The sequence below is a fragment of the Micromonospora echinospora genome, assembly GCF_014203425.1.
Taxonomy (GTDB): Bacteria; Actinomycetota; Actinomycetes; order Mycobacteriales; family Micromonosporaceae; genus Micromonospora; species Micromonospora echinospora_A.
The window spans coordinates 3,306,296-3,331,354 of sequence record NZ_JACHJC010000001.1 but is presented as its reverse complement, the minus strand read 5'-3'; the positions used below and the strand labels follow the sequence as shown (position 1 = coordinate 3,331,354).

The window sequence follows — 25,059 nt, the reverse complement described above, 5'->3', positions numbered from 1 at the left end:
ATCACCGGCCGCGGGCGAGCCGACCGGCCGTGGACGGTGTTCTAGCGAAGGTCGGAGCGCAGCCGCGCGACGACGGTCTTGAGCACCTGCTCCCCTGCCTGGCCGTTGGTCATCACGCAGAGCCCGCCGCCGGACCCGAGCGAGATCACCGACAGCCCGTGGTAGCCGGTCGGCGTGCCGCCGTGGCCGAACTCGGTGTCGGTGGCGACCGCGTCGACGACCGTGCCGAGGCCGTACAGGCTGTCCTCGTACGGTGTGATCATCATGGCCGCGGTGTCCTGCCGCAGCAGCGCGAACGGCCGGCCCATCGCGGCCCGCCGCAGTTCGGTCGCCACCCTCGTCAGATCGGCCGGCGTCGACCACAGCCCGGCCGCGGCGGCGTCGGGGCGGACCCGCCAGCCGCCCTCGATCGGTTGTCCGTCGGCGTCGTGGCCCTGCGCGACCGGGTGGGCGGCCCGCGTCGGGTGGTCCTGGTCGAAGCTGCTGTCCGCCATGTTCAGCGGGTCCAGCACCAACCGGCGCATCAACGCGTCGAACGGTTCACCGGTGACGTCGGTCAGCACCTGCTGCACGACGACGTAGTGGACGTTGGCCTTGCGGAAGCTGGCACCGGCCGCCGCGATCCGGGTGACCGCCGGCACCGCCGGATCGGCTGCCCCGGTGAGCAGGTCGGTGAGCGACGGCACCGGGCCACCCGGCACGAAGCCGCCGCCCGGCGTGGACGACAGCCCGGACCGGTGCGCCAGCAGGTGCCGCAGGGTGACCGGAGCATCCCCGGTCGGCACCTGCCATCCGGTCAGGTAGCGGTTGACGTCCTCGTCGAGGTCGAGGATCCCCTCGTCGACGAGGCGCAGCACGGCCATCGCGGTGAGGTGCTTGCTGAGCGAGCCGGCCTGGAACGGCGTACGCCCGGTGACCGGCGTGCCCGCCGCGGCCTGTCCGAACGTCTCCACCTCGACGAGTTCGCCGGCGGCGATGACCGCGACACTCAGGCCCGGCACCCGGTACCGCTCCATGGCCTCCTGCCAGTCCTGGCGGGACACCACACCGGGTGCGGCGGCCGGCGGGGCGGCATTCGCGGCGGCGTCGATCGCGAGCTGGGCGCCGACCGCCTCGGCCAACGCGGACAGCGTCTGGTGCTGGTACATCATGAACAGCGACAGTGGGAGGCCTCTGCGCTGTGCCGCCGCGACGGCCTTGATCACCAGGATCGAGTGGCCGCCGAGCGCGAGGAAGCCGTCGCCGCGGCCGACCCGCTCGACCCCGAGCAGTTCGGCGAAGATCTCGGCCAGGGCCTGCTCGATCCCGGTCGAGGGCGGCTCGAAGGTCTCGGCGGCCGGGGGCGGCGGCAGGGCGCGGCGGTCGAGTTTGCCGTTGGCGGTCAACGGCATCGCGTCGAGCACCACGAACACGGCCGGGACCATGTACTCCGGCAGACGCCCCGCGCAGAACGCCCGCACCTCGGCATCGACGAAACCCGCACCCACGACATACCCGATCAACCGACCCTCGATGAGCAACACCCGCGCCTCAGCCACCGACGGATGCTCATTCAGCACCGCCTCAACCTCACCGATCTCCACCCGATAACCACGAATCTTGACCTGATCATCAGAACGACCCAGATACTCGAGCACCCCGTCGCCACGCCACCGAACCACATCCCCCGAGCGATACAAACGAGAACCCGCCGGACCATACGGATCAGGAACGAACCGCCGCGCCGTCAACCCCGGCAAATCCACATAGCCACGAGCGACACCCACACCACCCACGAACAACTCACCCACAGCCCCCACCGGAACCTGATTCAACCGCCCATCCAAAACCCGCCCCACCATCCCGGGCAACGGCACACCGATCGGAACCACACCCGAACCACAATCAGCAGGAACCCGATACACAGAAGTACCCACCGACGCCTCAGTCGGGCCATACTCATTCACCAGACGACCCGAACCCGAATAACGACTTGCCAACACACCCGGCAACGCCTCACCAGCCACCACCAACACCCCAGCCAGATCACGCACCTGATCCACAGACAACTGCTGCGACAACACCTCCAAATGACCCGGAGTCAGCTTGAGAAACGCAAACGGACCCCACGACAACAACGCCGACCCCAACTCCGACAAATCCAGATCCTGCGGCAACACCACCACCGGCTGACCAGCCAACAACGGCGCCCACACATTCGGCACCACCAAATCAAACGCCACCGACGAAAACACCGCCCCACCCACACCACCACCCACCACAGACCCCGCCCCCACAAGATCCCGAACCGCCCAACCCACATGATTCGCCAAACCACGGTGCGACACCCCCACACCCTTCGGACGTCCCGTCGACCCAGACGTGAAAATCACATACGCCAACTCATCCGGATCCACCCCAACCGGCTCAACATCCACCAACCCCAAACCATCCACCACCACCACCGGACCCTCAAACACCCCCACCCGATCCCCATGCGTCACCACCGCAGCCGCACCATCCACCATCGACCGCACCCGACCCACCGGAAACCCAGGATCCACCGGAACATAAGCCGCCCCCACAAACCACACACCCAACAACGCCGCATGCAACCACTCACCACGCTCCACCACCACACCCACCCGATCACCACGAGCCACCCCCACCGCCCGCAACGACTCAGCCACCGCACCCGCCCGACCCACCAACTCACCAAACGAAAGCTCAAACCCCACCCCACGAACCGCCACCGCACCCGGATCCCGCCCCGCCCGCTCCACCAACGCCAACGACACCGGACACCCACTCACCACACCCTCAACCCCAACCTCCCAACCAGAAACCACCCCCACCTCACCAACCGGCAACAACACCCGCGACGCATCACCCTCCGAATCAGCCGCCATCGCCTCCAACACCAACCGATACATCGACGCCAAACGCTCAGCATGCCCCCGAGACAGCAGCTGGAGGTTGCCGCGCAGGTGCAGCCGGCCCGGCCCGGTCGAGATCGACAGGCCGAACTCGTTGCTGCTGCGGCCCAGGCTGTCGCCGACCGTCACCTCGCCGTTCAGGCCGGTGAAATCGTGGTAGCTGAAGTACGCCTCGATCATCCGACCGCCGTCGCCGTAGCTGCGCTCGATCTGCGGCATCGGGAAGTGCCGGTGCGCCCACATCTCGCGTTCCCGGGCGAAGGTGGTCGCGACCAGGTCCCGCCAGGTCCGCGCACCCCGATCGTGGCGCAGCGGCAGCACGTTCAGGAACATGCCGTGCACCCGGTCGGCGTCGGCGGACTCCGGCCGGACATGGTGGGTCAGCCCGGACAGGAACGACGCCTCCGGGGTCAGGGCGCTGAGCACGTGGAGGTGGGCGGCCAGCAGCGTGCTCTTCATCGGGGCGCCGGCGCGGGCGGCGACGGTTCGCAACCCGTCCTCGAGGTCGTCGAACGCGATGTCCACCACGATCGTTCCGCCCGGCTCGCCCGCCGGGGCACCCCAGCCGGCGGGAACCTCGAACCGCGGGCAGTCCTCCACCTGAGAGCGCCAGAACTCCTGCTCGGACTCCGACGCGAGGGCGGACAGCTCGGCCGCGACCGTGTCGGCGAAACGCAGCGCCGGGGGCGCCCACGCGACCGCCTGGTCCGCCAACAGGCTGTGGTAGGCCTCGAACAGTTCGACGAAGAGCGTGCGCCGGCTCCAGCCGTCGAGCACGACGTGCGAGTTGACCGCGGTGAGCTGCCAACTGCTGTCCGCGCAGAGGTGCACGGTGAGCCGCAGCAGTGGCGGACCGGCGGGATCCAGCGGGTGCCGGCCGGCCTCGGCGACGTACCGTTCGATCACGGCGACGGCCTCGTCCGCACCCAGCCCGCTCAGGTCCTCGACCGCGACCCGCACCGGCACCTCGGCGTGCACGAGTTGTACCGGCACCGAGAAGCGGTCCAGGTTGATGCTGCTTCGCAGCACGTCGTGGCGGCGAGCGAGCAGGGCCGCGGCGGACTCGAACCGCTCCGCGTCGAACGGGCGACCGTCGCGGATCCGCACGCTGGTCACCACGTGGTACGGCGGGTGCTCGCCACCCGCGAGCATCTCGACCTGCATGCCGATCTGTGCCTGGAGCAGCGGGTACGCGTCGTCCAGCCCGTCCGGGAGCACCGCACGGTCCTCGTCGCTGATCAGACTGAACGGCCGCACCGGCGGGGGCGGCGACGAGGCCCCCTCGCGCTGGGCGAGCAGCGCGCACAGTTCGCCGAGCACCGGGTACCGCATGAGGTCCTTGACCTCGACGTCGTACCCGTGGTCGCGCAGGGTGCCGACGAGCAGCACGGCCCGGATCGAGTCGCCGCCGATGTCGAAGAAGCTGTCGGTGACACCGGCCCGATCGACGCCGAGCACCGACTGCCACATCTGCGAGACCGAGGCCTCCAGCGGAGTCCTCGGGGCAGCGTACTCGCCGCCGCCGCGCCACTGGTCCGCCTCCGGGGCGGGCAGGGCGCGTTTGTCGAGTTTGCCGTTGTTGGTCAGTGGGATCGCGTCGATCTCGACGTACGCGGCCGGGACCATGTACTCCGGCAGTACCCGGGAGATGGTCTCCCGGATCACCCGCGGATCGAGACGCTGACCGTGCACCGGCACCAGGTAGCCGACCAGACGACCGTCCTCGGCCAACACGGTGACCGCCTCACGCACCCCGGCACAACCGGACAACGCCACGTTGATCTCACCGAGCTCGATCCGGAAACCACGAATCTTCACCTGGTCATCGGCCCGGCCCAGGAACTCCAGCGTCCCGTCAGGACGCCGAAGAGCCAAATCACCACTGCGATACATACGACTACCCGCCGCACCGAACGGATCCGGCACGAACCGCTGCGCGGTCAACGCCGCCCGACCCAGATACCCACGAGCCACACCCGGCCCCGCCACATAGATCTCACCGGTCACCCCGAACGGCACCGCACGCCCACCGGCGTCGAGCAGGTACACCGCCAGATCCGACAACGGCCGACCAATCGCGTTGCCCGCCCCAGGCTCCAGATCCCGCCTGGTCAACCGGTGGTAGGTGGTATGCACCGTCGTCTCGGTGATCCCATACATGTTCACCAACGCGACCCGACCCAACCCGACCCGGTCAACCCACGGCTTGAGCCCGGCCACCTCCAACCGCTCACCCGCGAAGATCACCGCGCGCAGACCCAGCCGCCGCACCCGAGGATCACCCTCAGCCGCCGCGGCCACCACCGAACGAAACGCCGTCGGCGTCTGCGACAACACCGTCACCTGCTGATCAACCAACAAGTCCAGGAAATCCCCCGGCGAACGCGCCACATCCCGCGGCACCACCACCAGACGACCACCGAACGCCAACGCCCCCCACATCTCGAACACCGACACGTCGAACCCATACGAATGAGCCATCGACCACACATCCGACTCGTCGAACGCATAATGCTCCTGCGCCGCGTCCAACAACCGGGTCACATTCCGATGCGTCAACACCACACCCTTGGGCCGACCCGTCGAACCAGACGTGTAAATCGTGTAAACCACATTCTCCGGCGTCGACACCCGCGGAGGATCATCCACCCGACCCTCAACACCCAACTCGTCCAACACGATCACCCGACCATCGAACACCTCCGCCAAGCCCCCAGCCAAAGCCGCCGACGTCACCACCACCCGAACACCCGCATCACCCACCACAAAACCCAGACGCCCCAACGGCTGCGCCGGATCCAACGGCAGATAACCCGCCCCCGACTTCAACACACCCAACAACGCTGGAACCAAATCAACCCCACGCTCCAAATGCACCCCCACCAAATCCTCCGGACCCACCCCCACACCACGCAACAACCACGCCAAACGATTCGCCCGCGCATTCACCTCCCCATACGAAAGCTCCACCCCACCCGCCACCACCGCCACCAACCCCGACCCCCGCGCCACCCAAGCCTCAAACAACTCGTGCACCAGCGGGCCGTCGTCGGAGACGGTGACCGCGGACGGGGCGCTGCCCGCGTCCGTACCGAAGGTGAGCGGCACCGTCGCCTCCTCGTCCAGTCCTGCGGCGATCCCGGCCAGAACCGACCGGTACATCGCCGCGAGTTGTTCCGCGTGCTGCGGGGCGAGCAGTCCGGTGCGGGTGGCGATGCCGAGTCGGCGGTCGCCGTACGCGTGCACGGAGAGACCGAAGTCGTTGGCTTGCTGGTTGACCGCGACGCCCTGGTCGACGATCTCGCCGTCGACCTGGTGGAAGTCGATGTAGTTGAACAACACGTCGATCAGCCGGGAACCGGCTGCGGTGTCCCGCTGGATGCGGGACAGCGGGTACTGGCGGTGCGCCCAGACCTCGGTCTCCTGCTCGAAGACCCGGGTGAGCAGCTCGCGCCAGGTCCGGGCGCCGCGCCGGTGCGGGAACGGCAGCGAGTTGAGGTGCATGCCGAGCACCCGCTCCGCGCCGACCGCCTCGGGCCGTCCGTGGAAGACGACGCCGGTGTGGAAGGCCGGCGCGTCGGTGAGGCAACTGAGCACCTCCAGGTGGGCGGCGAGCAGCAGGGTCTTGAGCGGCACGCCGGCCTCGGCCGCCCGGGCCCGCAGGTCAGTGGCGAGATCGGCGATCGGCACGCTCACGCCGTACGGCTCGGCGTCCTCCCCTGGCGTGCCGACCCAGGCGGCGGGCAGGTCGAAACGCGCGTAGTCGTCGACGATCCGCTTCCAGAACGCGGCGTCGGCGGGGTTGCGCAGCGATGCGAGCTCGCCGGCGATCACGTCGGCGTACCGGACTGGCGGCGGCTCGTAGGGTACGGGCTCGCCGGTGTCGCGGATCTCGCGGTAGACGTTCGCCAGTTCCATCTCGAAGGTGGCGTTGCTCCAACCGTCCGTGATCACGTGCGAGCAGGTGATCAGCAACCACCAGGTGGTGTCGTTCTCCATCAGCGCGGCGACCCGCATCAGCGGCGCGGAGCGGAACTCCATCGGGGCGGCCCGCTCGGCCGCCACCTCGGCGGTGAGCCGACGCTCGCCGGTCGCCTGGTCGGTGCCGCGGCCGTCCACGACCCGCACCGGGACGCCGGCGGTCTCGTGCACGATCTGCATCGGCACCGAGTAGCCGGTGAGGTGCACCGACGTACGCAGGTTCTCGTGCCGGGCGCTGAGCACCTGGACGGCCCGGCGGAACGCGGTCTCGTCGAACGGCCGGTCGTCCTTGATCCGCCGAGCGGCGACGTTGTGGTAGACCCGGCGCTCTCCGCTCGCCAACTGCTCGGCCACCATGCCCAGCTGAACCTCGCCCAGCGGGTACGCGTCGACCGTGCCGCCCGGGAGCAGGGCCCGGTCCGCGTCGCTGATCAGCGAGTACGGGGCGACGCCCGCCGGCGCCTCGGCCGCGGTGCCGCGGGTAGCGAGGACGGCGGCCAGGTCGGCGACCGTGCGCTGGGCGAAAACGTCGCGCACGGTCAGGTCGTAGCCGAGGCCCCGCAGCGCGCCGACGACGGCGACGGCCCGGATCGAGTCGCCGCCGCGCTCGAAGAACCTGTCGTGCCGGCCGATCGGCGCCGTGTTCAGGGCGCGCTGCCACGCCTCGGCAACCGCGGTCTCGACATCGGTCATCGGGGTGTCGTCGGCGAGCGCCGGCTCGGCGGCCGGGGGCGGCGGCAGGGCGCGGCGGTCGAGTTTGCCGTTGGCGGTCAACGGCATCGCGTCGAGCACCACGAACACGGCCGGGACCATGTACTCCGGCAGACGCCCCGCGCAGAACGCCCGCACCTCGGCATCGACGAAACCCGCACCCACGACATACCCGATCAACCGACCCTCGATGAGCAACACCCGCGCCTCAGCCACCGACGGATGCTCATTCAGCACCGCCTCAACCTCACCGATCTCCACCCGATAACCACGAATCTTGACCTGATCATCAGAACGACCCAGATACTCGAGCACCCCGTCGCCACGCCACCGAACCACATCCCCCGAGCGATACAAACGAGAACCCGCCGGACCATACGGATCAGGAACGAACCGCCGCGCCGTCAACCCCGGCAAATCCACATAGCCACGAGCGACACCCACACCACCCACGAACAACTCACCCACAGCCCCCACCGGAACCTGATTCAACCGCCCATCCAAAACCCGCCCCACCATCCCGGGCAACGGCACACCGATCGGAACCACACCCGAACCACAATCAGCAGGAACCCGATACACAGAAGTACCCACCGACGCCTCAGTCGGGCCATACTCATTCACCAGACGACCCGAACCCGAATAACGACTTGCCAACACACCCGGCAACGCCTCACCAGCCACCACCAACACCCCAGCCAGATCACGCACCTGATCCACAGACAACTGCTGCGACAACACCTCCAAATGACCCGGAGTCAGCTTGAGAAACGCAAACGGACCCCACGACAACAACGCCGACCCCAACTCCGACAAATCCAGATCCTGCGGCAACACCACCACCGGCTGACCAGCCAACAACGGCGCCCACACATTCGGCACCACCAAATCAAACGCCACCGACGAAAACACCGCCCCACCCACACCACCACCCACCACAGACCCCGCCCCCACAAGATCCCGAACCGCCCAACCCACATGATTCGCCAAACCACGGTGCGACACCCCCACACCCTTCGGACGTCCCGTCGACCCAGACGTGAAAATCACATACGCCAACTCATCCGGATCCACCCCAACCGGCTCAACATCCACCAACCCCAAACCATCCACCACCACCACCGGACCCTCAAACACCCCCACCCGATCCCCATGCGTCACCACCGCAGCCGCACCATCCACCATCGACCGCACCCGACCCACCGGAAACCCAGGATCCACCGGAACATAAGCCGCCCCCACAAACCACACACCCAACAACGCCGCATGCAACCACTCACCACGCTCCACCACCACACCCACCCGATCACCACGAGCCACCCCCACCGCCCGCAACGACTCAGCCACCGCACCCGCCCGACCCACCAACTCACCAAACGAAAGCTCAAACCCCACCCCACGAACCGCCACCGCACCCGGATCCCGCCCCGCCCGCTCCACCAACGCCAACGACACCGGACACCCACTCACCACACCCTCAACCCCAACCTCCCAACCAGAAACCACCCCCACCTCACCAACCGGCAACAACACCCGCGACGCATCACCCTCCGAATCAGCCGCCATCGCCTCCAACACCAACCGATACATCGACGCCAAACGCTCAGCATGCCCCCGAGACAGCACCGAGGTACGGGTCTTGAGCGTGAGACCGCCGTTGGAGGTGGTGACGGTCAGCGCGAACTCGTTGGTGCCGGAGCCGAAACCCGCGGCAAGGTCGATCTGCTCCGCGTCGAGGTTGTGGAAGTCCTGGTAGTTGAAGATGACGTCGACGAGCCGGCCGGAGCCACCGGCCAACCGGGCCACCCCGGCCAGCGGGTACCGGCGGTGCGGCCACAGGGCAACCTCGGCGTCGAACACCGCGCGGACGAGCTGCCGCCAGGTGCGGGCGGTCCGGTCGTACGGGATCGGCAGCGTGTTGAGGAACATGCCGTGCACCCGGTCGGCGCCGAGCACCTCGAGGCGGGTGTCGCAGACCAGCCCGGCGTGGAAGGCTGGCTCGTTGGTGAGCTGGCTGAGCACCTTGAGGTGGGCTGCGAGCAGCACGCTCTTGACCGAGGTCCGCGAGCTCATGGCGAGCGCGCGCAGCGGCGCCTCCAGATCCATCGCGGGCACGGTGAGCTGGTAGGCCTCGTCGGCCACGGTCTGGTCGCCCCAGCTCGCGGGCAGGCGGAACGGCGCGCGGTCGTCGACGACCGCCTGCCAGAACGCCCGGTGCTGCGGGGACTCCAGCGCGGCGAGTTCAGCGGCGACCGAGTCGGCGAACCGTACCCCGGGAGTCTCCGCCGGCGCCGGGGTGACACCGTCACGCAGCGCCCGGTAGCACTCGACGAGATCCATGAGCATCTCGTGCTGGCTCCAGCCCTCCGTGATCATGTGCGACCGGGACAGCGCGAGCCACCAGCCGTCGTCGGCGACCAGCGCGCCGATCCGCAGCTGCGGCACCGCGGCCGGGTCGATCGGCCGGGACTGCTCGCGGGCGACGTGGTCGCGCAGGGCCGCGTCGACCGCCTCGGCGTCCAACCCGCGCAGGTCCTGGACGCTGACCGGCGCCTCAGCCTTTTCATGCACCAACTGAAGCGGGATCGAGTACGTCGACAGGTCGAACGACGTGCGCAGCGCCTCGTGCCGGGCGCAGACCGTGCGTACGGCGGCCCGCAGCGCCTCGACGTCGAACGGCGCGTCGTCGATCACCTTGTAGCCGCCGGTGCTGTGGTAGTTCGGCGAATCGCCGGCCTCCAACTCGAACAGCATGCCGGCCTGCGCCTGGAGCAGCGGGTACGCGTCCACGACCCCGTCCGGCACCCGCCGCCGATCCGCCGCGCCGACCAGCGCAAACGGTGCGGTGGCCTGGTGCGGCTCGGCGGGCGCCGTACGGCTGCCGATCAACTCGGCGAGCTCGGCGACCGTACGCCGCTCGAACACATCGGTGACCGAGACGTCGTGTCCGGCCGCGCGGACCGCACCCACCAGCGCGATCGCGCGGATCGAGTCGCCGCCGACGTCGAAGAACGAGTCCTCGACGCCGGCCTGCGGCAGGTCCAGCACCTGCGCCCAGACCAGCGCGAGCTGCTGCTCCAGCGGGGTGCGCGGCGCGAGGTACTCGCCGGCGGTGCGTAGGTGGGTGCCGTCGGGGGCGGGTAGGGCGCGCTTGTCGAGTTTGCCGTTGGCGGTGACCGGGATCGCGTCGATCTCGACCAGCGCCGCGGGGACCATGTAGTCGGGCAGCGTACGGGCCAACTGGTCACGGACCACCCGCGAGTCGGGACGGTGACCGGCCATCGGCGCGAGGTAACCGACGATGCGTTTGTCGCCAGGGGTGTCCTCGCGGAGCACGGCGACCGCGTCGCGGACCCCCGCGCAGGCGGACAGGGCCGCGCTGATCTCACCGAGCTCGATCCGGAAACCACGGACCTTGACCTGGTCATCGGCACGGCCGAGGAATTCCAGCGTGCCGTGCACGGTCCACCGGGCCAGATCACCGCTGCGATACATGCGGGTACCGGCTGCACCGAACGGATCCGGCACGAACCGCTGCGCCGTCAACGCGGCCCGGCCCAGATACCCACGAGCCACACCCGGACCCGCCACATAGATCTCCCCCGGCACACCCACCGGAACCGGCTCACCACACGGATCGAGCAGATAGACGGCAAGATCCGGCAAAGCCACCCCGGCCGGACTCACCCCCGGCGCCGCCAGATCACCTGTCGTCAACCCATGGACCGTCACATGAACCGTGGTCTCGGTGATCCCGTACATGTTGACCAGAGCAACCCGATCGAGAGAAACCCGATCAACCCACGGCCTCAACTCGGCGATCTCCAACTTCTCACCACCGAAGACCACCGAACGCAACGCCAACCGATCGACCCGCTCATCCCCGCCCGCCGCCGCCGCAACCAACGCGCGAAACGCCGTCGGCGTCTGCGACAGGAACGTGACCCGCTCATCGACCAACAACTGCAGGAAATCCTCCGGCGAACGAGCAACCGACCGCGGAACCACCACCACCCGGCCACCGAACGCCAACGCACCCCACATCTCGAAAACCGAGAAATCGAACGCGAACGAATGAGCCATCGACCAGACACCCGACGCGTCGATCCCCAACTCGCCAGCACAGACCCGCATCAAACGCACCACATTCGCATGCGTCACGACACAACCCTTGGGACGACCGGTCGACCCAGACGTGTAAATCGTGTAGAGAACACTGTCCGGCGTCGCCACCCGCGGCGGATCATCCACCCGACCCTCAACACCCAACTCGTCCAACACGATCACCCGACCATCGAACACACCCGCCAAACCCGCAGCCAACCCCGCCGACGTCACCACCACCCGAACACCCGCATCACCCACCACGAAACCCAACCGCTCCACCGGATTCGCCGGATCCAACGGCAGATAACCAGCCCCCGACTTCACCACACCCAACAACGCCGGAACCAACTCCGGACCACGCTCCAAATACACCCCAACCAAATCCTCAGGACCCACACCAACATCCCGCAACAACCACGCCAAACGATTCGCCCGCCCATTCACCTCCCCATACGACAACCGACTCTCCCCCGCCACCACCGCAACCACATCAGGACTCTCCACCACCCGCGCCTCAAACAACTCATGCGCAAGAACATCCACCTCCGCACCCAACACCGGCGGCACCACCACCACCGCCCGCTCGGCCGACGGCAGGTACGTCGCCCGCGCGTCGCCCTGCTCGCCGTCCGCGGCCATGCTCGTCAGTACCGCTCGGTACATGCCGGCGATCCGGTCGATGTTCTCGCGGGACAGCACGTGGGTGTTGCTGCGCAGGCCGAGGATGCCGCCGATCGCGGTCACCGCGAGGCCGAATTCCATCGCGGTCCGGTTGATGCCGTTGCCCTCGTCGACCACGTCTCCCTCGTCCAACAGGTGAAAGTCGAGGTAGCTGAAGAACGTGTCGATCAGGCGCCGTCCGCCCGACGCAATCGCCGGCATCGGGTACGCGCGGTGCGGCCAGGCCGCCGCCTCGTCCTCGAACACCCGGCGCACCAGGTCTCCCCAGGTGGCGGCGTCGCGGGCGGACGGGTGGGGCAGCGTGGTGATGTACATGCCGATCAGCCGCTCCGAGCCCTGAACCTCGGGCCGCACGTGCCCGACCAGGCCGGTGAAGAACCGCTCCGCACCGGTGAGCTGGCTCATCACCTTCAGGTGCGCGCCGAGCAGCACGGCCTTGAACGGCACGCCGGTCTTGGCGGCCAGCTCGCGCAGGCCGGGTTCGAGTTCCTGGAAGGAGAACCCGGCGTCGATCCGCTCGGCCGGCACGGCCAGGTCGCCGTGCCAGTCTTCGGGCAGGGACAGCGGCTCGTACTCGGCGACCAGGCCGTGCCAGAAGTCGCGGTCGGCATCCGAGGCGAGCGAGGCCAGTTCGGCCGCGACGGTGTCGGCGAACCGGACCGGCGGCGCCTCGTAGCGGATCTCGATGCCGTCGCGCAGCGCGCGCAGCACCTCGACGAGTTCCTTGAGCAGCTGGTGGTAACTCCAGCCCTCAAGCAGGGCGTGGCTCTTGGTGAACGACAGTCGCCAGGAGTCGTCGGTCTGCACGTGCACGGTGATCCGCAGCAGCGGCAACGGCGACGACAGGTCGAACGGGGTGGCCCGCTCGGTCGCGGCGAACGCGACCAACCGGTCCGGCAGGTCGGCCGGGTCAAAGTGGCGCAGGTCGTGGCAGGCCACCGGGATCGTGACCTCGTGGTGCACGAGCTGCATGGGCACGGTGTATCCGGTCAGATCGACCGAGGTGCGCAGGATGTCGTGCCGGCGTCCGACCACCGTGACCGCCTCGCGGAACAACTCGGCGTCGAACGGCGCGTCGTCGCGGACCAGGAACGACGTGAAATCGTGGTAGTTGGCCTGGTCGCCGGAGGCGAGAGTCTCGACCAGCATCCCGGTCTGCGTCCGCAGGAGCGGGTACGCGTCGTCCAGCCCTTCCGGCAGCCGGGCCCGGTCCTCGTCGCCGATCAGCTCGAACGGGCTCACCGCGTGCACCGGCGACGGCGGAATCTCGTTACCGGTCGCCGATGCGCACAGCTGCGCGATCGTGGTGTGCTGGAAGACGTCGAGCGCCCCGACCGCGAAGCCTGCCGCCTGTAGCGCGCCCACCAGGCTGACCGCGCGGATCGAGTCGCCGCCGAGCTCGAAGAAGTCGTCGTCGACGCCGACCCGCTCGACCTTGAGCGCGTGCGCCCAGATCGTCGCCATCCGCTCCTCGTCGGGCGTGCGTGGGGCGACGTAGCGATCGCGGTCGTAGACCTGCTCGCCGTACGCGGGCAGGGCGCGTTTGTCGAGTTTGCCGTTGTTGGTCAGTGGGATCGCGTCGATCTCGACGTACGCGGCCGGGACCATGTACTCCGGCAGTACCCGGGAGATGGTCTCCCGGATCACCCGCGGATCGAGACGCTGACCGTGCACCGGCACCAGGTAGCCGACCAGACGACCGTCCTCGGCCAACACGGTGACCGCCTCACGCACCCCGGCACAACCGGACAACGCCACGTTGATCTCACCGAGCTCGATCCGGAAACCACGAATCTTCACCTGGTCATCGGCCCGGCCCAGGAACTCCAGCGTCCCGTCAGGACGCCGAAGAGCCAAATCACCACTGCGATACATACGACTACCCGCCGCACCGAACGGATCCGGCACGAACCGCTGCGCGGTCAACGCCGCCCGACCCAGATACCCACGAGCCACACCCGGCCCCGCCACATAGATCTCACCGGTCACCCCGAACGGCACCGCACGCCCACCGGCGTCGAGCAGGTACACCGCCAGATCCGACAACGGCCGACCAATCGCGTTGCCCGCCCCAGGCTCCAGATCCCGCCTGGTCAACCGGTGGTAGGTGGTATGCACCGTCGTCTCGGTGATCCCATACATGTTCACCAACGCGACCCGACCCAACCCGACCCGGTCAACCCACGGCTTGAGCCCGGCCACCTCCAACCGCTCACCCGCGAAGATCACCGCGCGCAGACCCAGCCGCCGCACCCGAGGATCACCCTCAGCCGCCGCGGCCACCACCGAACGAAACGCCGTCGGCGTCTGCGACAACACCGTCACCTGCTGATCAACCAACAAGTCCAGGAAATCCCCCGGCGAACGCGCCACATCCCGCGGCACCACCACCAGACGACCACCGAACGCCAACGCCCCCCACATCTCGAACACCGACACGTCGAACCCATACGAATGAGCCATCGACCACACATCCGACTCGTCGAACGCATAATGCTCCTGCGCCGCGTCCAACAACCGGGTCACATTCCGATGCGTCAACACCACACCCTTGGGCCGACCCGTCGAACCAGACGTGTAAATCGTGTAAACCACATTCTCCGGCGTCGACACCCGCGGAGGATCATCCACCCGACCCTCAACACCCAACTCGTCCAACACGATCACCCGACCATCGAACACCTCCGCCAAGCCCCCAGCCAAAGCCGCCGACGTCACCACCACCCGAACACCCGCATCACCCACCACAAAACCCAGACGCCCCAACGGCTGCGCCGGATCCAACGGCAGATAACCCGCCCCCGACTTCAACACACCCAACAACGCTGGAACCAAATCAACCCCACGCTCCAAATGCACCCCCACCAAATCCTCCGGACCCACCCCCACACCACGCAACAACCACGCCAAACGATTCGCCCGCGCATTCACCTCCCCATACGAAAGCTCCACCCCACCCGCCACCACCGCCACCAACCCCGACCCCCGCGCCACCCAAGCCTCAAACAACTCGTGCACCAGCACGTCGGTACCGGCGCGCACGACCGGAGGCGCCACCAGCGCGGCCCGCTCGGCCGCCGACAGGTACACCGCGCGCGCGTCGCCCTGCTCACCCTCGGCGGCCATGCTCTGCAGCACTGCGCGGTACATCGCGGCGAGGCTGTCCGCGGCTGCGGTCGTCAGGTAGCGCCGGTTGGCAGTCAGGATCAGATAGCCGGCACGGGAGGCGACTGTCAGCGGAAACTCGGTCGGGCTGTCATCCATGCCGGAGTTGGCGTCGACCACCTCGGTGTCAAGCTGCCGGAAGTCCTGGTAGTTGAAGTACACGTCCATGAGTCGGCCGCTGCCCGACCACTCGCGCAGCACGGCCGGCAACGGGAAGCGGCGGTGTCCCCAGAGGTCCACCTCCGCCGCGAACACGTCCCGGACCAGCCGCCCCCAGGTGTCGGCACCCCGGGTGTACGGAAACGGCAGCGTGTTGAGGAACATGCCGTACACCCGGTCGGCGCCGGTCACCTCGGGCCGGACGTCGCAGACCAGGCCGGTGTGGAAGACGTCCTCGTCGGTGAGCTGGCTCATCACCTTGAGGTGGGCGGACAGCATGATCGCCTTCATCGAGGTGCCGGTCGCGGCGGCCAGCGCCCGCAGCCCGGCCTCCAGGTCCCGCCAGGAGAAGCCGGTCTTGTACGGCGCGGCGACACCCGCCTCCGGGTCACCCCAGCTCGCCGGCAGCACCAGCGGCGCGTGCGAGTTCACCAGATCGCGCCAGTACTCCCGGTCGCTCTCCGACTCCATCGCGGCCAGCTCTCCCGCGATCGCGTCGGCGAACCGGACGGGCGGCGGCTCGACGGCGTCCGGCGTCTGCCCGGCGCGCAGCGTCAGGTACGTGGTGACGAACTCCATCAGCAACGAGTGGTAGCTCCACCCTTCGAGGATCGGGTGGCACTCGACGAGGGAGATCCACCAACCGCCGAGGTCGGTGGTGTGCGCATGGAAGCGCATCAGCGCGGGCACGGCGAGGTCGAACGGGTGCGCGCGCTCCCGTACGCCGAACGCCTCCACCTCGGCGCGTACCTCGTCGGCGGTCAGCCCGGTGCAGTCCCAGACGTCGGTGGTCATCTCGGCGTGGGCGTGCACGATCTGCATTGGACGCGAGTACGCGGTCAGTTCGATCGACGTCCGCAACGCCTCGTGCCGGGCCACGACGAGTCGCCCGGCCTCGGCGAAACTGCCGGGCGAGAACGGTTGGTCGTCGTGGATCCAGTACGCCGACACGTTGTGGTAGTTGTTCTGCTCGTTGTCGGCCAACATCTCGATGGCCATGCCGAGCTGGTTCTGGCCGAGCGGGTAGGCGTCGACGACGCCGTCCGGCAGCAGGGCCCGGTCGGCCTCGTCGATCAGCTCGAACGGCTGTACGGGACGGTCGACCGCGTCCCCGCCCGCCTCGCCGGCGAACTCGACCAGCCGGGCCACCGTCCGGTGCTCGAACACGTCGCGGACGCTGACCTGGTAGCCCGCCTCGCGCAGGGCGCCGACCAGCGCGACCGCGCGCATCGAGTCGCCGCCCAGATCGAAGAAGCTGTCGGTGATGCCGACCCGCTCGACGCCGAGCACGCTGCGCCACACCGCGGCGACGGCGTCCTCGGTGGCGTCGCGCGGCGCGAGGTACTCGCCGGCGGTGCGTAGGTGGGTGCCGTCGGGGGCGGGTAGGGCGCGCTTGTCGAGTTTGCCGTTGGCGGTGACCGGGATCGCGTCGATCTCGACCAGCGCCGCGGGGACCATGTAGTCGGGCAGCGTACGGGCCAACTGGTCACGGACCACCCGCGAGTCGGGACGGTGACCGGCCATCGGCGCGAGGTAACCGACGATGCGTTTGTCGCCAGGGGTGTCCTCGCGGAGCACGGCGACCGCGTCGCGGACCCCCGCGCAGGCGGACAGGGCCGCGCTGATCTCACCGAGCTCGATCCGGAAACCACGGACCTTGACCTGGTCATCGGCACGGCCGAGGAATTCCAGCGTGCCGTGCACGGTCCACCGGGCCAGATCACCGCTGCGATACATGCGGGTACCGGCTGCACCGAACGGATCCGGCACGAACCGCTGCGCCGTCAACGCGGCCCGGCCCAGATACCCACGAGCCACACCCGGACCCGCCACATAGATCTCCCCCGGCACACCCACCGGAACCGGCTCACCACACGGATCGAGCAGATAGACGGCAAGATCCGGCAAAGCCACCCCGGCCGGACTCACCCCCGGCGCCGCCAGATCACCTGTCGTCAACCCATGGACCGTCACATGAACCGTGGTCTCGGTGATCCCGTACATGTTGACCAGAGCAACCCGATCGAGAGAAACCCGATCAACCCACGGCCTCAACTCGGCGATCTCCAACTTCTCACCACCGAAGACCACCGAACGCAACGCCAACCGATCGACCCGCTCATCCCCGCCCGCCGCCGCCGCAACCAACGCGCGAAACGCCGTCGGCGTCTGCGACAGGAACGTGACCCGCTCATCGACCAACAACTGCAGGAAATCCTCCGGCGAACGAGCAACCGACCGCGGAACCACCACCACCCGGCCACCGAACGCCAACGCACCCCACATCTCGAAAACCGAGAAATCGAACGCGAACGAATGAGCCATCGACCAGACACCCGACGCGTCGATCCCCAACTCGCCAGCACAGACCCGCATCAAACGCACCACATTCGCATGCGTCACGACACAACCCTTGGGACGACCGGTCGACCCAGACGTGTAAATCGTGTAGAGAACACTGTCCGGCGTCGCCACCCGCGGCGGATCATCCACCCGACCCTCAACACCCAACTCGTCCAACACGATCACCCGACCATCGAACACACCCGCCAAACCCGCAGCCAACCCCGCCGACGTCACCACCACCCGAACACCCGCATCACCCACCACGAAACCCAACCGCTCCACCGGATTCGCCGGATCCAACGGCAGATAACCAGCCCCCGACTTCACCACACCCAACAACGCCGGAACCAACTCCGGACCACGCTCCAAATACACCCCAACCAAATCCTCAGGACCCACACCAACATCCCGCAACAACCACGCCAAACGATTCGCCCGCCCATTCACCTCCCCATACGACAACCGACTCTCCCCCGCCACCACCGCAACCACATCAGGACTCTCCACCACCCGCGCCTCAAACAACTCATGCGCAAGAACATCCACCTCCGCACCCAACACCGGCGGCACCACCACCACCGCCCGCTCGGCCGCGCTGAGGATCTCGATGCGCGACAGCCGTACCTCCGGGTCGGTCACCGCGGCGGCGAGGACCCGCTGGAACGCCGTGGCGAGCCGCTCCGCGGTCGACCGCTCGAACAGCGCGGTCGCGTACTGCAGGCGGCCGTGGATCGTGCCGTCCGGGCGCTCCTGCATCTGCAGGGTGAGGTCGTACTTCGCGATGCCCTCGTCGTCACCGAACGGCTCGACGGTCAGCTCGGAGAACTGCAGCGTGTCGAGGCGGTACTCGTGCAGGGTGAAGGCGGTCTGGAAGATCGGCGTGCGGGACTGGTCGCGGTCCGGCTCGAGTTCGTCGACCAGCTGGGCGAATGGCACCGCGTGGTGGTCGAACGCGTCCAGTACGGTGGCGCGCCCGCGGCGCAGCAGTTCGGCGAACGTGCTGTCACCCTCGCACCGGGCCCGGATCACCAACGTGTTGATGCAGTAGCCGAACACGCGCTGCAGGTCCGCGTGGGTGCGGCCGGAAACCACCGTGCCGACCGCGACGTCGGCGGTGCCGCTGAACCGGGACAGCATCGCCTGGTAGGCGCTGAGCAGCACGGTGAAGGCGGTGGTATCGAACTCGCGGGCCCGCTCGCGAACCCGCTCGGCGAGCTCAGCAGGCACGTCGAACACCACGTCGGCGCCGTCGTGGCCGCGCACCGGCGGACGTGGTCGGTCGATCGGCAGTGCGATCGGCTCCAGGCCGGCGAGCCGATCCCGCCAGTAGGTGAGCTCCTTCTCGCCGCGCTCGCCGGCCAGCTCACGTCGCTGCCACTGGGCGAAGTCGGCGTACTGCACCGACACCTCGGGCAGGAACGGCGCGGCGCCGCGCAGCAGGGCGTTGTAGGCGGCGCCCAACTCGGCGCCGAACATCCGGGTGGACCACGCGTCGCAGGCGACGTGGTGGAAGACGACCGCGAGCACGTGGTCGTCGTCGCCGAGCCGCAGCAGCGCGCCACGCACCGGCCACTCGGCGGCCAGATCGAACGGCGCCTGCAGATCGCGGCGGATCAGTGCGAGCGCCTCGTCGTCGCGCAGCTCGGCGGGAATGGCGCGCAGGTCGGTGTCGGGCAGGCCGACCGGCCGCGGCGCGTCGATGACCTGGACCGGCTCGACCCCGCGCAGTTCGATCCGGGTACGCAGCACCTCGTGCCGGGCGCACACGTGCTCCCAGGCGCGGCGCAGCACGTCGGTGTCGAGCGGCCCGCGCAGCCGCATCACCAGCGGCACGAGGTACTCGATGCTGTCCGGCTCCAGCCGGCTGAGGAACCACATCTGCTGCTGACCGTGGCTCAGCGGCAGGGCGGCTTTCCGGTCCGCCCGGGGAATCGCGTTCCGTGGGGCCGTTCCGGGCTGCCCGGCGAGCCGCTTGCGCAGCAGCGCCGCGCGGAGGTCGGCGGCGTTCGTGGCGGACTGCTCGGTCATGCCTGCGGCTCCTCGGTCATGGTGAGTTCCGCGACGACCTCCGAGTCGGACATCTGGTCGATCTCGTCACGGATCAGGTTTTCGATCAACTGGGCCATCTCGACGACGGTCGGCCCCTCGAACACGGCGCGGACGGGCAGCGTGACGCCGAACTCATCCTGGATGGCGGCGATCAGGCGGATCGCGGTGATCGAGTTGCCGCCGGCGTGGAAGAAGTTCTCCCCGGGACGGGCCACGATCCCGCACTTCTCCCGCCAGAGCTGCTGGACGAACTCGGCGACCGGCGACAGCGGCTCCTCGTCCGTGCCCGGGGCCGGTGGGGTGGGATCGGGCAGCGCGGTCCGGTCGAGCTTGCCGTTGGCGTTGAGCGGGATCGCCGGAATCGCGATGAACGACGCGGGGACCATGAAGTCCGGCAGCAGGCCGGCGCAGTGCTCGCGCAGAACCTCGTCGGCGACCGGGTCCGAGCCGACCGGCACCCAGTACGCGATCAGCCGCTTCGCGCCGCTTCGCTCGTCGACCACGACTCGCGCGTCGGTGATGCCGGCGTGCTCGCGCAGGACCGTCTCGATCTCGCCTGTCTCGACCCGGTAGCCGCGGATCTTGACCTGGTCGTCGACCCGGCCGAGGAATTCGACCACGCCGTCGCCCCGCCAGCGAACGACGTCACCCGAGCGGTACAGGCGGGAACCCCCCGGGCCACAGGGGTCGGGGACGAACCGGGACGCGGTCAGCGCCGGCCGGTCCACATAGCCGCGGGCGACGCCGACGCCGCCGACGCAGAGTTCACCGAGCGCGCCGACCGGCACCTGGTCCAACCGCTCATCGAGGACCCGCATCACCATGCCCGGCAGCGGGGAGCCGATCGGCACCACGCCCGGGCCCGGGTCGGCCAGGACCTGGTAGGTACTGGTACCCACGCTTGCCTCGGTCGGGCCGTACTCGTTGACCAGACGGCCCGAATCCGAGTAGCGGCCCGCCAGTGCGCCCGGCAGCGCCTCGCCCGCGACGACCGTCACGCCGGCCAGATCCCGTACCTCGTCGACGGAGAGCTGATGGGACAGCACCTCCAGGTGGCCCGGCGTCAGCTTCAGGAACGCGAACGGTCCGGCGGCGGCCAGCCGCGAGCCCAGCTCGGCCAGGTCCAGATCCTGCGGGAGCAGGTGCACCGGCTGCCCGGCCAGCAGTGGCGCCCACACGTTTGGCAGCACCAGGTCGAAGGCCACCGACGAGAACACCGCCCCGCCCGTACCGCCGGCCGTTGTGAGTTCCCGGACCGCCCAGCTCAGATGGTTCGCCAGCCCTCGATGGGTCACCCCGACGCCCTTGGGCCGGCCGGTCGAGCCGGAGGTGTAGATGACGTACGCGAGTTCGTCCGGGTCCAGCTCGACCGGCGCGGCAACCGCCGGCTTCAGGTCGTCGACCACCGTCACCGGGCCGTCGAAGACACCGGCCTGCGACGCGTCGGTCACCAGCGCGGCGGCACCGACCAGCATCGACTGCACGCGTCCCACCGGGAAGCCCGGGTCCACCGGCACGAACGCCGCCCCGGACAGCCACACGCCCAGGAACGCGGCGTGCAGCCACGGGCCGCGCTCGATCAGCACGCCGACCCGGTCACCGCGAGCCACGCCGGCGGCGCGCAGCGACTGGGCCACCGCACCGGCCCGGCTCAGCAGCTCGCCAAAGGTCAGCGCGAAGCCGTCGCCGCGCACGGCGACCGCGTCCGGTGTCCGGGCGCCCTGCTCGACCAGCCGGACGGGCACGATCGCGCCCTCGACCGGCGGCCCGCCGTTGCTCCACCGCTCGAGGTCGGCGGCGTCCTTCCCGGTCAACGCCCGCAACGACGCCAGCGGGGTGTCCGGCGCCGCGGCGGCCGCGGCCAGCGCGTGCTCGAAGGTCCTGGCCATCCGCTCGGCGGTGTCCTCGTCGAACAGGCTGCTGGCGTACTCCAGGCCGCCGACCAGCCCGCCGTCGCCGGTCGGGCGCAGCAGCAGGGTCAGGTCGGTGTGGGTGACCCGCCACATCCGTCGGACCGTGTCCAGGTCGTCGTCAACGGTCTCGTTGAAATCCTCGCCATGCAGGTCGAAGGCGGCCTGGTAGAGCGGGGTACGGGACAGGTCGCGGTCCGGGACCAGATGGTCCACCAGCAGATCGAACGGCAGCTCCTGGTGGGCGAAGGCGTCCCGGGTGACGGTCGCGAGCCGGGCCACCGTCTCGGTCACGGTCGACGCGGGGTCGAGCTTGCAGCGCAGCACGAGGTTGTTGAGGAAGAACCCGACCACGCCGTCCAGTTCGGCGCGACCGCGGCCGGCGACCACCGTACCAATCGGGATGTCCCACTGGCCGCTGTAGCGGGCGAGTACCATCGCGTAGACGCCGAGGATCGCGGTGAACCGGGTCGCGCCGATGCCGGCGGCGAGTTCGTCCAGCTTGTGTAGCAGCGCGGCGGGCACGGTGACCCGGACGATTGAGCCCTTGCCGTCTCGAACCGGCGGGCGGGGGTGGTCGGTGGCCAGCGTGAGCGGCTGGTGTCCGTCGAGTACACCCGCCCAGTGGCCCAGCTCCGCCTTGACGACCTCGTCGGTGAGCCGGCCGCGCTGCCACGCGGCGAAGTCGGCGTACTGGACCGGAAGCGCCGGCAGGTCCGGCGCACGACCGGCCATCAGCGCGTCGGCAACCTGCGCGAACTCGCGCTCCAGCACGGCCGCCGACCAGCCGTCGGTGGTGATGTGGTGCATGGCGACCGCCAGCAGCCGCCGTCCGTCGGAGACGTGAAGCACGACCGCGCGCAGCAGCGGCTCGTCTCCGCTCAACGCGATCCCGTGGCCCAGCAGCCCGGCCAGCCGGTCGGGCAGGTCGGCCGGCGTGGTGTGCTGCTCGCCGACTTCGATCGTGAGCGCGGGCCGGACGAACTGGCGCGGCTCGCCGTCCACCTCACGGTATCGGGTGCGCAGCGCCTCGTGCCGCGCCACCAGGATGTTCAGGGCCTGCTCGGCGAGCGTGCGGCCGGCCCCGGCGGGCAGCCGGAACAGCAGCCCGGCCATCCACTCGGGGCTGGCCGGGTTGAGCCGGTCCATGAACCACAGACGCCGCTGGCCACTGGACAGCGGCACCCCGCCCTCGCGCGCGACGCGGGGCAACCCGTGGTCGGCCTGCGCGGCGTCGAGCAGCCGGGCCTGGGCGCGCAGGGTCGGGGCGTACAGCAGGGAGCGCAGGTTGAGGTCGGCCCCGGTCCGCGCGCGAAGCTCGGACAGCAGCTTCGTCAGCTGCAGCGAGGTGCCGCCGAGTCGGAAGAAGTCGTCCTCGAGAGTCAGCTCGTGACCGTCACCGGCGGAGCCGAGCAGGCCCTGCCAGGCGCTCTGGACGAGCCGTTCGGACGGGGTCGTGGGGGCGGTGGCGGTGCGCGACTCGTCCGACCCGGTCTCGTCGGGATGCGGCAGCGCACGACGGTCGACCTTGCCGCTGGCGACCTGCGGGAGCGCGTCGAGGTGGACGAACCGGCCGGGTACGTGCGACTGCGGCAGCCTGTCGAGCAGGTGCGTCCGCAGCGAGGCGTCGAGGTCCTGGTCGGCACCGGTGCGGGGAACGACGTAAGCGACCAACCGGGCCGCGCCGTCCGCCAGCCGGTACGAGGTGACCGCCGCGGCCACGACGTCCGGGTAGGCGGCGATCGCCGCCTCGATCTCGGCGGGCTCGAGCCGGACCCCGTTGACCTTCACCTGGTCATCGAGCCGGCCCAGGTACTCAAGCATCCCGTCGGGGCGCCACCGTACGCAGTCGCCGGTGCGGTAGACGCGGCCGCCGTCGCCGGCCAGCGCGTCCGGAACGAACTTCTCGGCGGTCAGTACCGGCTTGCCGAGGTAGCCGCGGGCCAGGCCGACGCCGCCGATCAGCAGCTCTCCCGCGACGCCGACCCCGACGACCCGGCCGCGCTCGTCGACGACCTGGACCCGGGTGCGCGGCAGCGGTCGCCCGATCGGGATCGGCCCGGTCCGCTGCGCCGGGTCGACCCGGGTGGCGAGGGAGTTGATGGTGGTCTCGGTGGGGCCATAGACGTTCCACACCACGACGTCGGCCAGCGTGCGCAGTCGCTCGACCGGCTCGGCGTGCAGCTGTTCACCGCCGGAGACGACGAGACGCAGCGCGGAGCATTGCTGCCAGCCGTCCTCCTCGACAAGCGTGTGCAGGATCGACGGGACGACCTGCATGACGGTCACCGCGTGCGCGGCGATCACAGTCAGCAGCGTGGCCGGGGCGGTGTCGTCCGCCGGGGCGAGCACGAGCGTGCCACCGCACACCAGCGGGGAGAACGCCTCGAAGGCGTGCGCGTCGTAGACCAGCGAGGTGCGCTGCAGCACCCGGTCGGTCCCGGTGATCCCGACGTCGCGCACCGCCCAGTCGATGAGGTTGGCCAAGCCGCCGTGGGTCACCACCACGCCCTTGGGCATGCCGGTGGAGCCGGAGGTGTGCTCGACGTACGCGGCGTGGTCTGCGCTCAGGTCGACCACCGGCGGCGTGGCCGGGCGGGCCGCCAGCTCGGCGGCGAGTTCCGCCTGGTGGATCGGCTCGGCACCCGCCGCGGTCACCCTGTCCGCGTCGGCGACGTCGCAGAGCACGAGCCGGCAGCCCGACGCGGCGATGATCCCGTCTACCCGGCTCTGCGGGTGGGCCGGATCGAGCGGCAGGTAAGCGGCGCCGGCGCGCCAGACCCCGAGCAGCCCCGGAATCAGGTCGAGGCCCCGGCCGAGCAGCACACCGACGTGGGTGCCGGGCCCGGCGCCCCGCTCCCGCAGGTAGTGGGCGAGCTGGGCGGAGCGGACATCCAGTTCCCGGTAGGTCAGCCGCCGGACGCCGTCGATGACGGCTACGGCGTCCGGCGTGCGCACTGCCTGGGAGCCGATGAGGTCAGGCGTGAGTGCCGTGACGGCCTGGGTGCTGTTCGGCGGGATCGCGGGCATGGCAG

General features: G+C 69.3%; 2 protein-coding genes. Both read right to left on the bottom strand.

What is annotated here, in order from left to right; all coding sequences use genetic code 11:
- Positions 1-41: 41 nt before the first annotated feature.
- The gene (locus tag FHU28_RS15610) at positions 42-20,093 is read right to left on the bottom strand and encodes a non-ribosomal peptide synthetase (RefSeq protein ID WP_184684856.1); all 20,052 of its coding nucleotides are present in this window, start codon (positions 20,091-20,093) and stop codon (positions 42-44) included.
- Positions 20,090-25,054, bottom strand: a complete 4,965-nt coding sequence (locus tag FHU28_RS15605) for a non-ribosomal peptide synthetase (protein WP_184684852.1) — start codon at positions 25,052-25,054, stop codon at positions 20,090-20,092. Before FHU28_RS15605 ends, FHU28_RS15610 begins: the two co-directional genes overlap by 4 nt.
- Positions 25,055-25,059 lie beyond the last annotated feature (5 nt).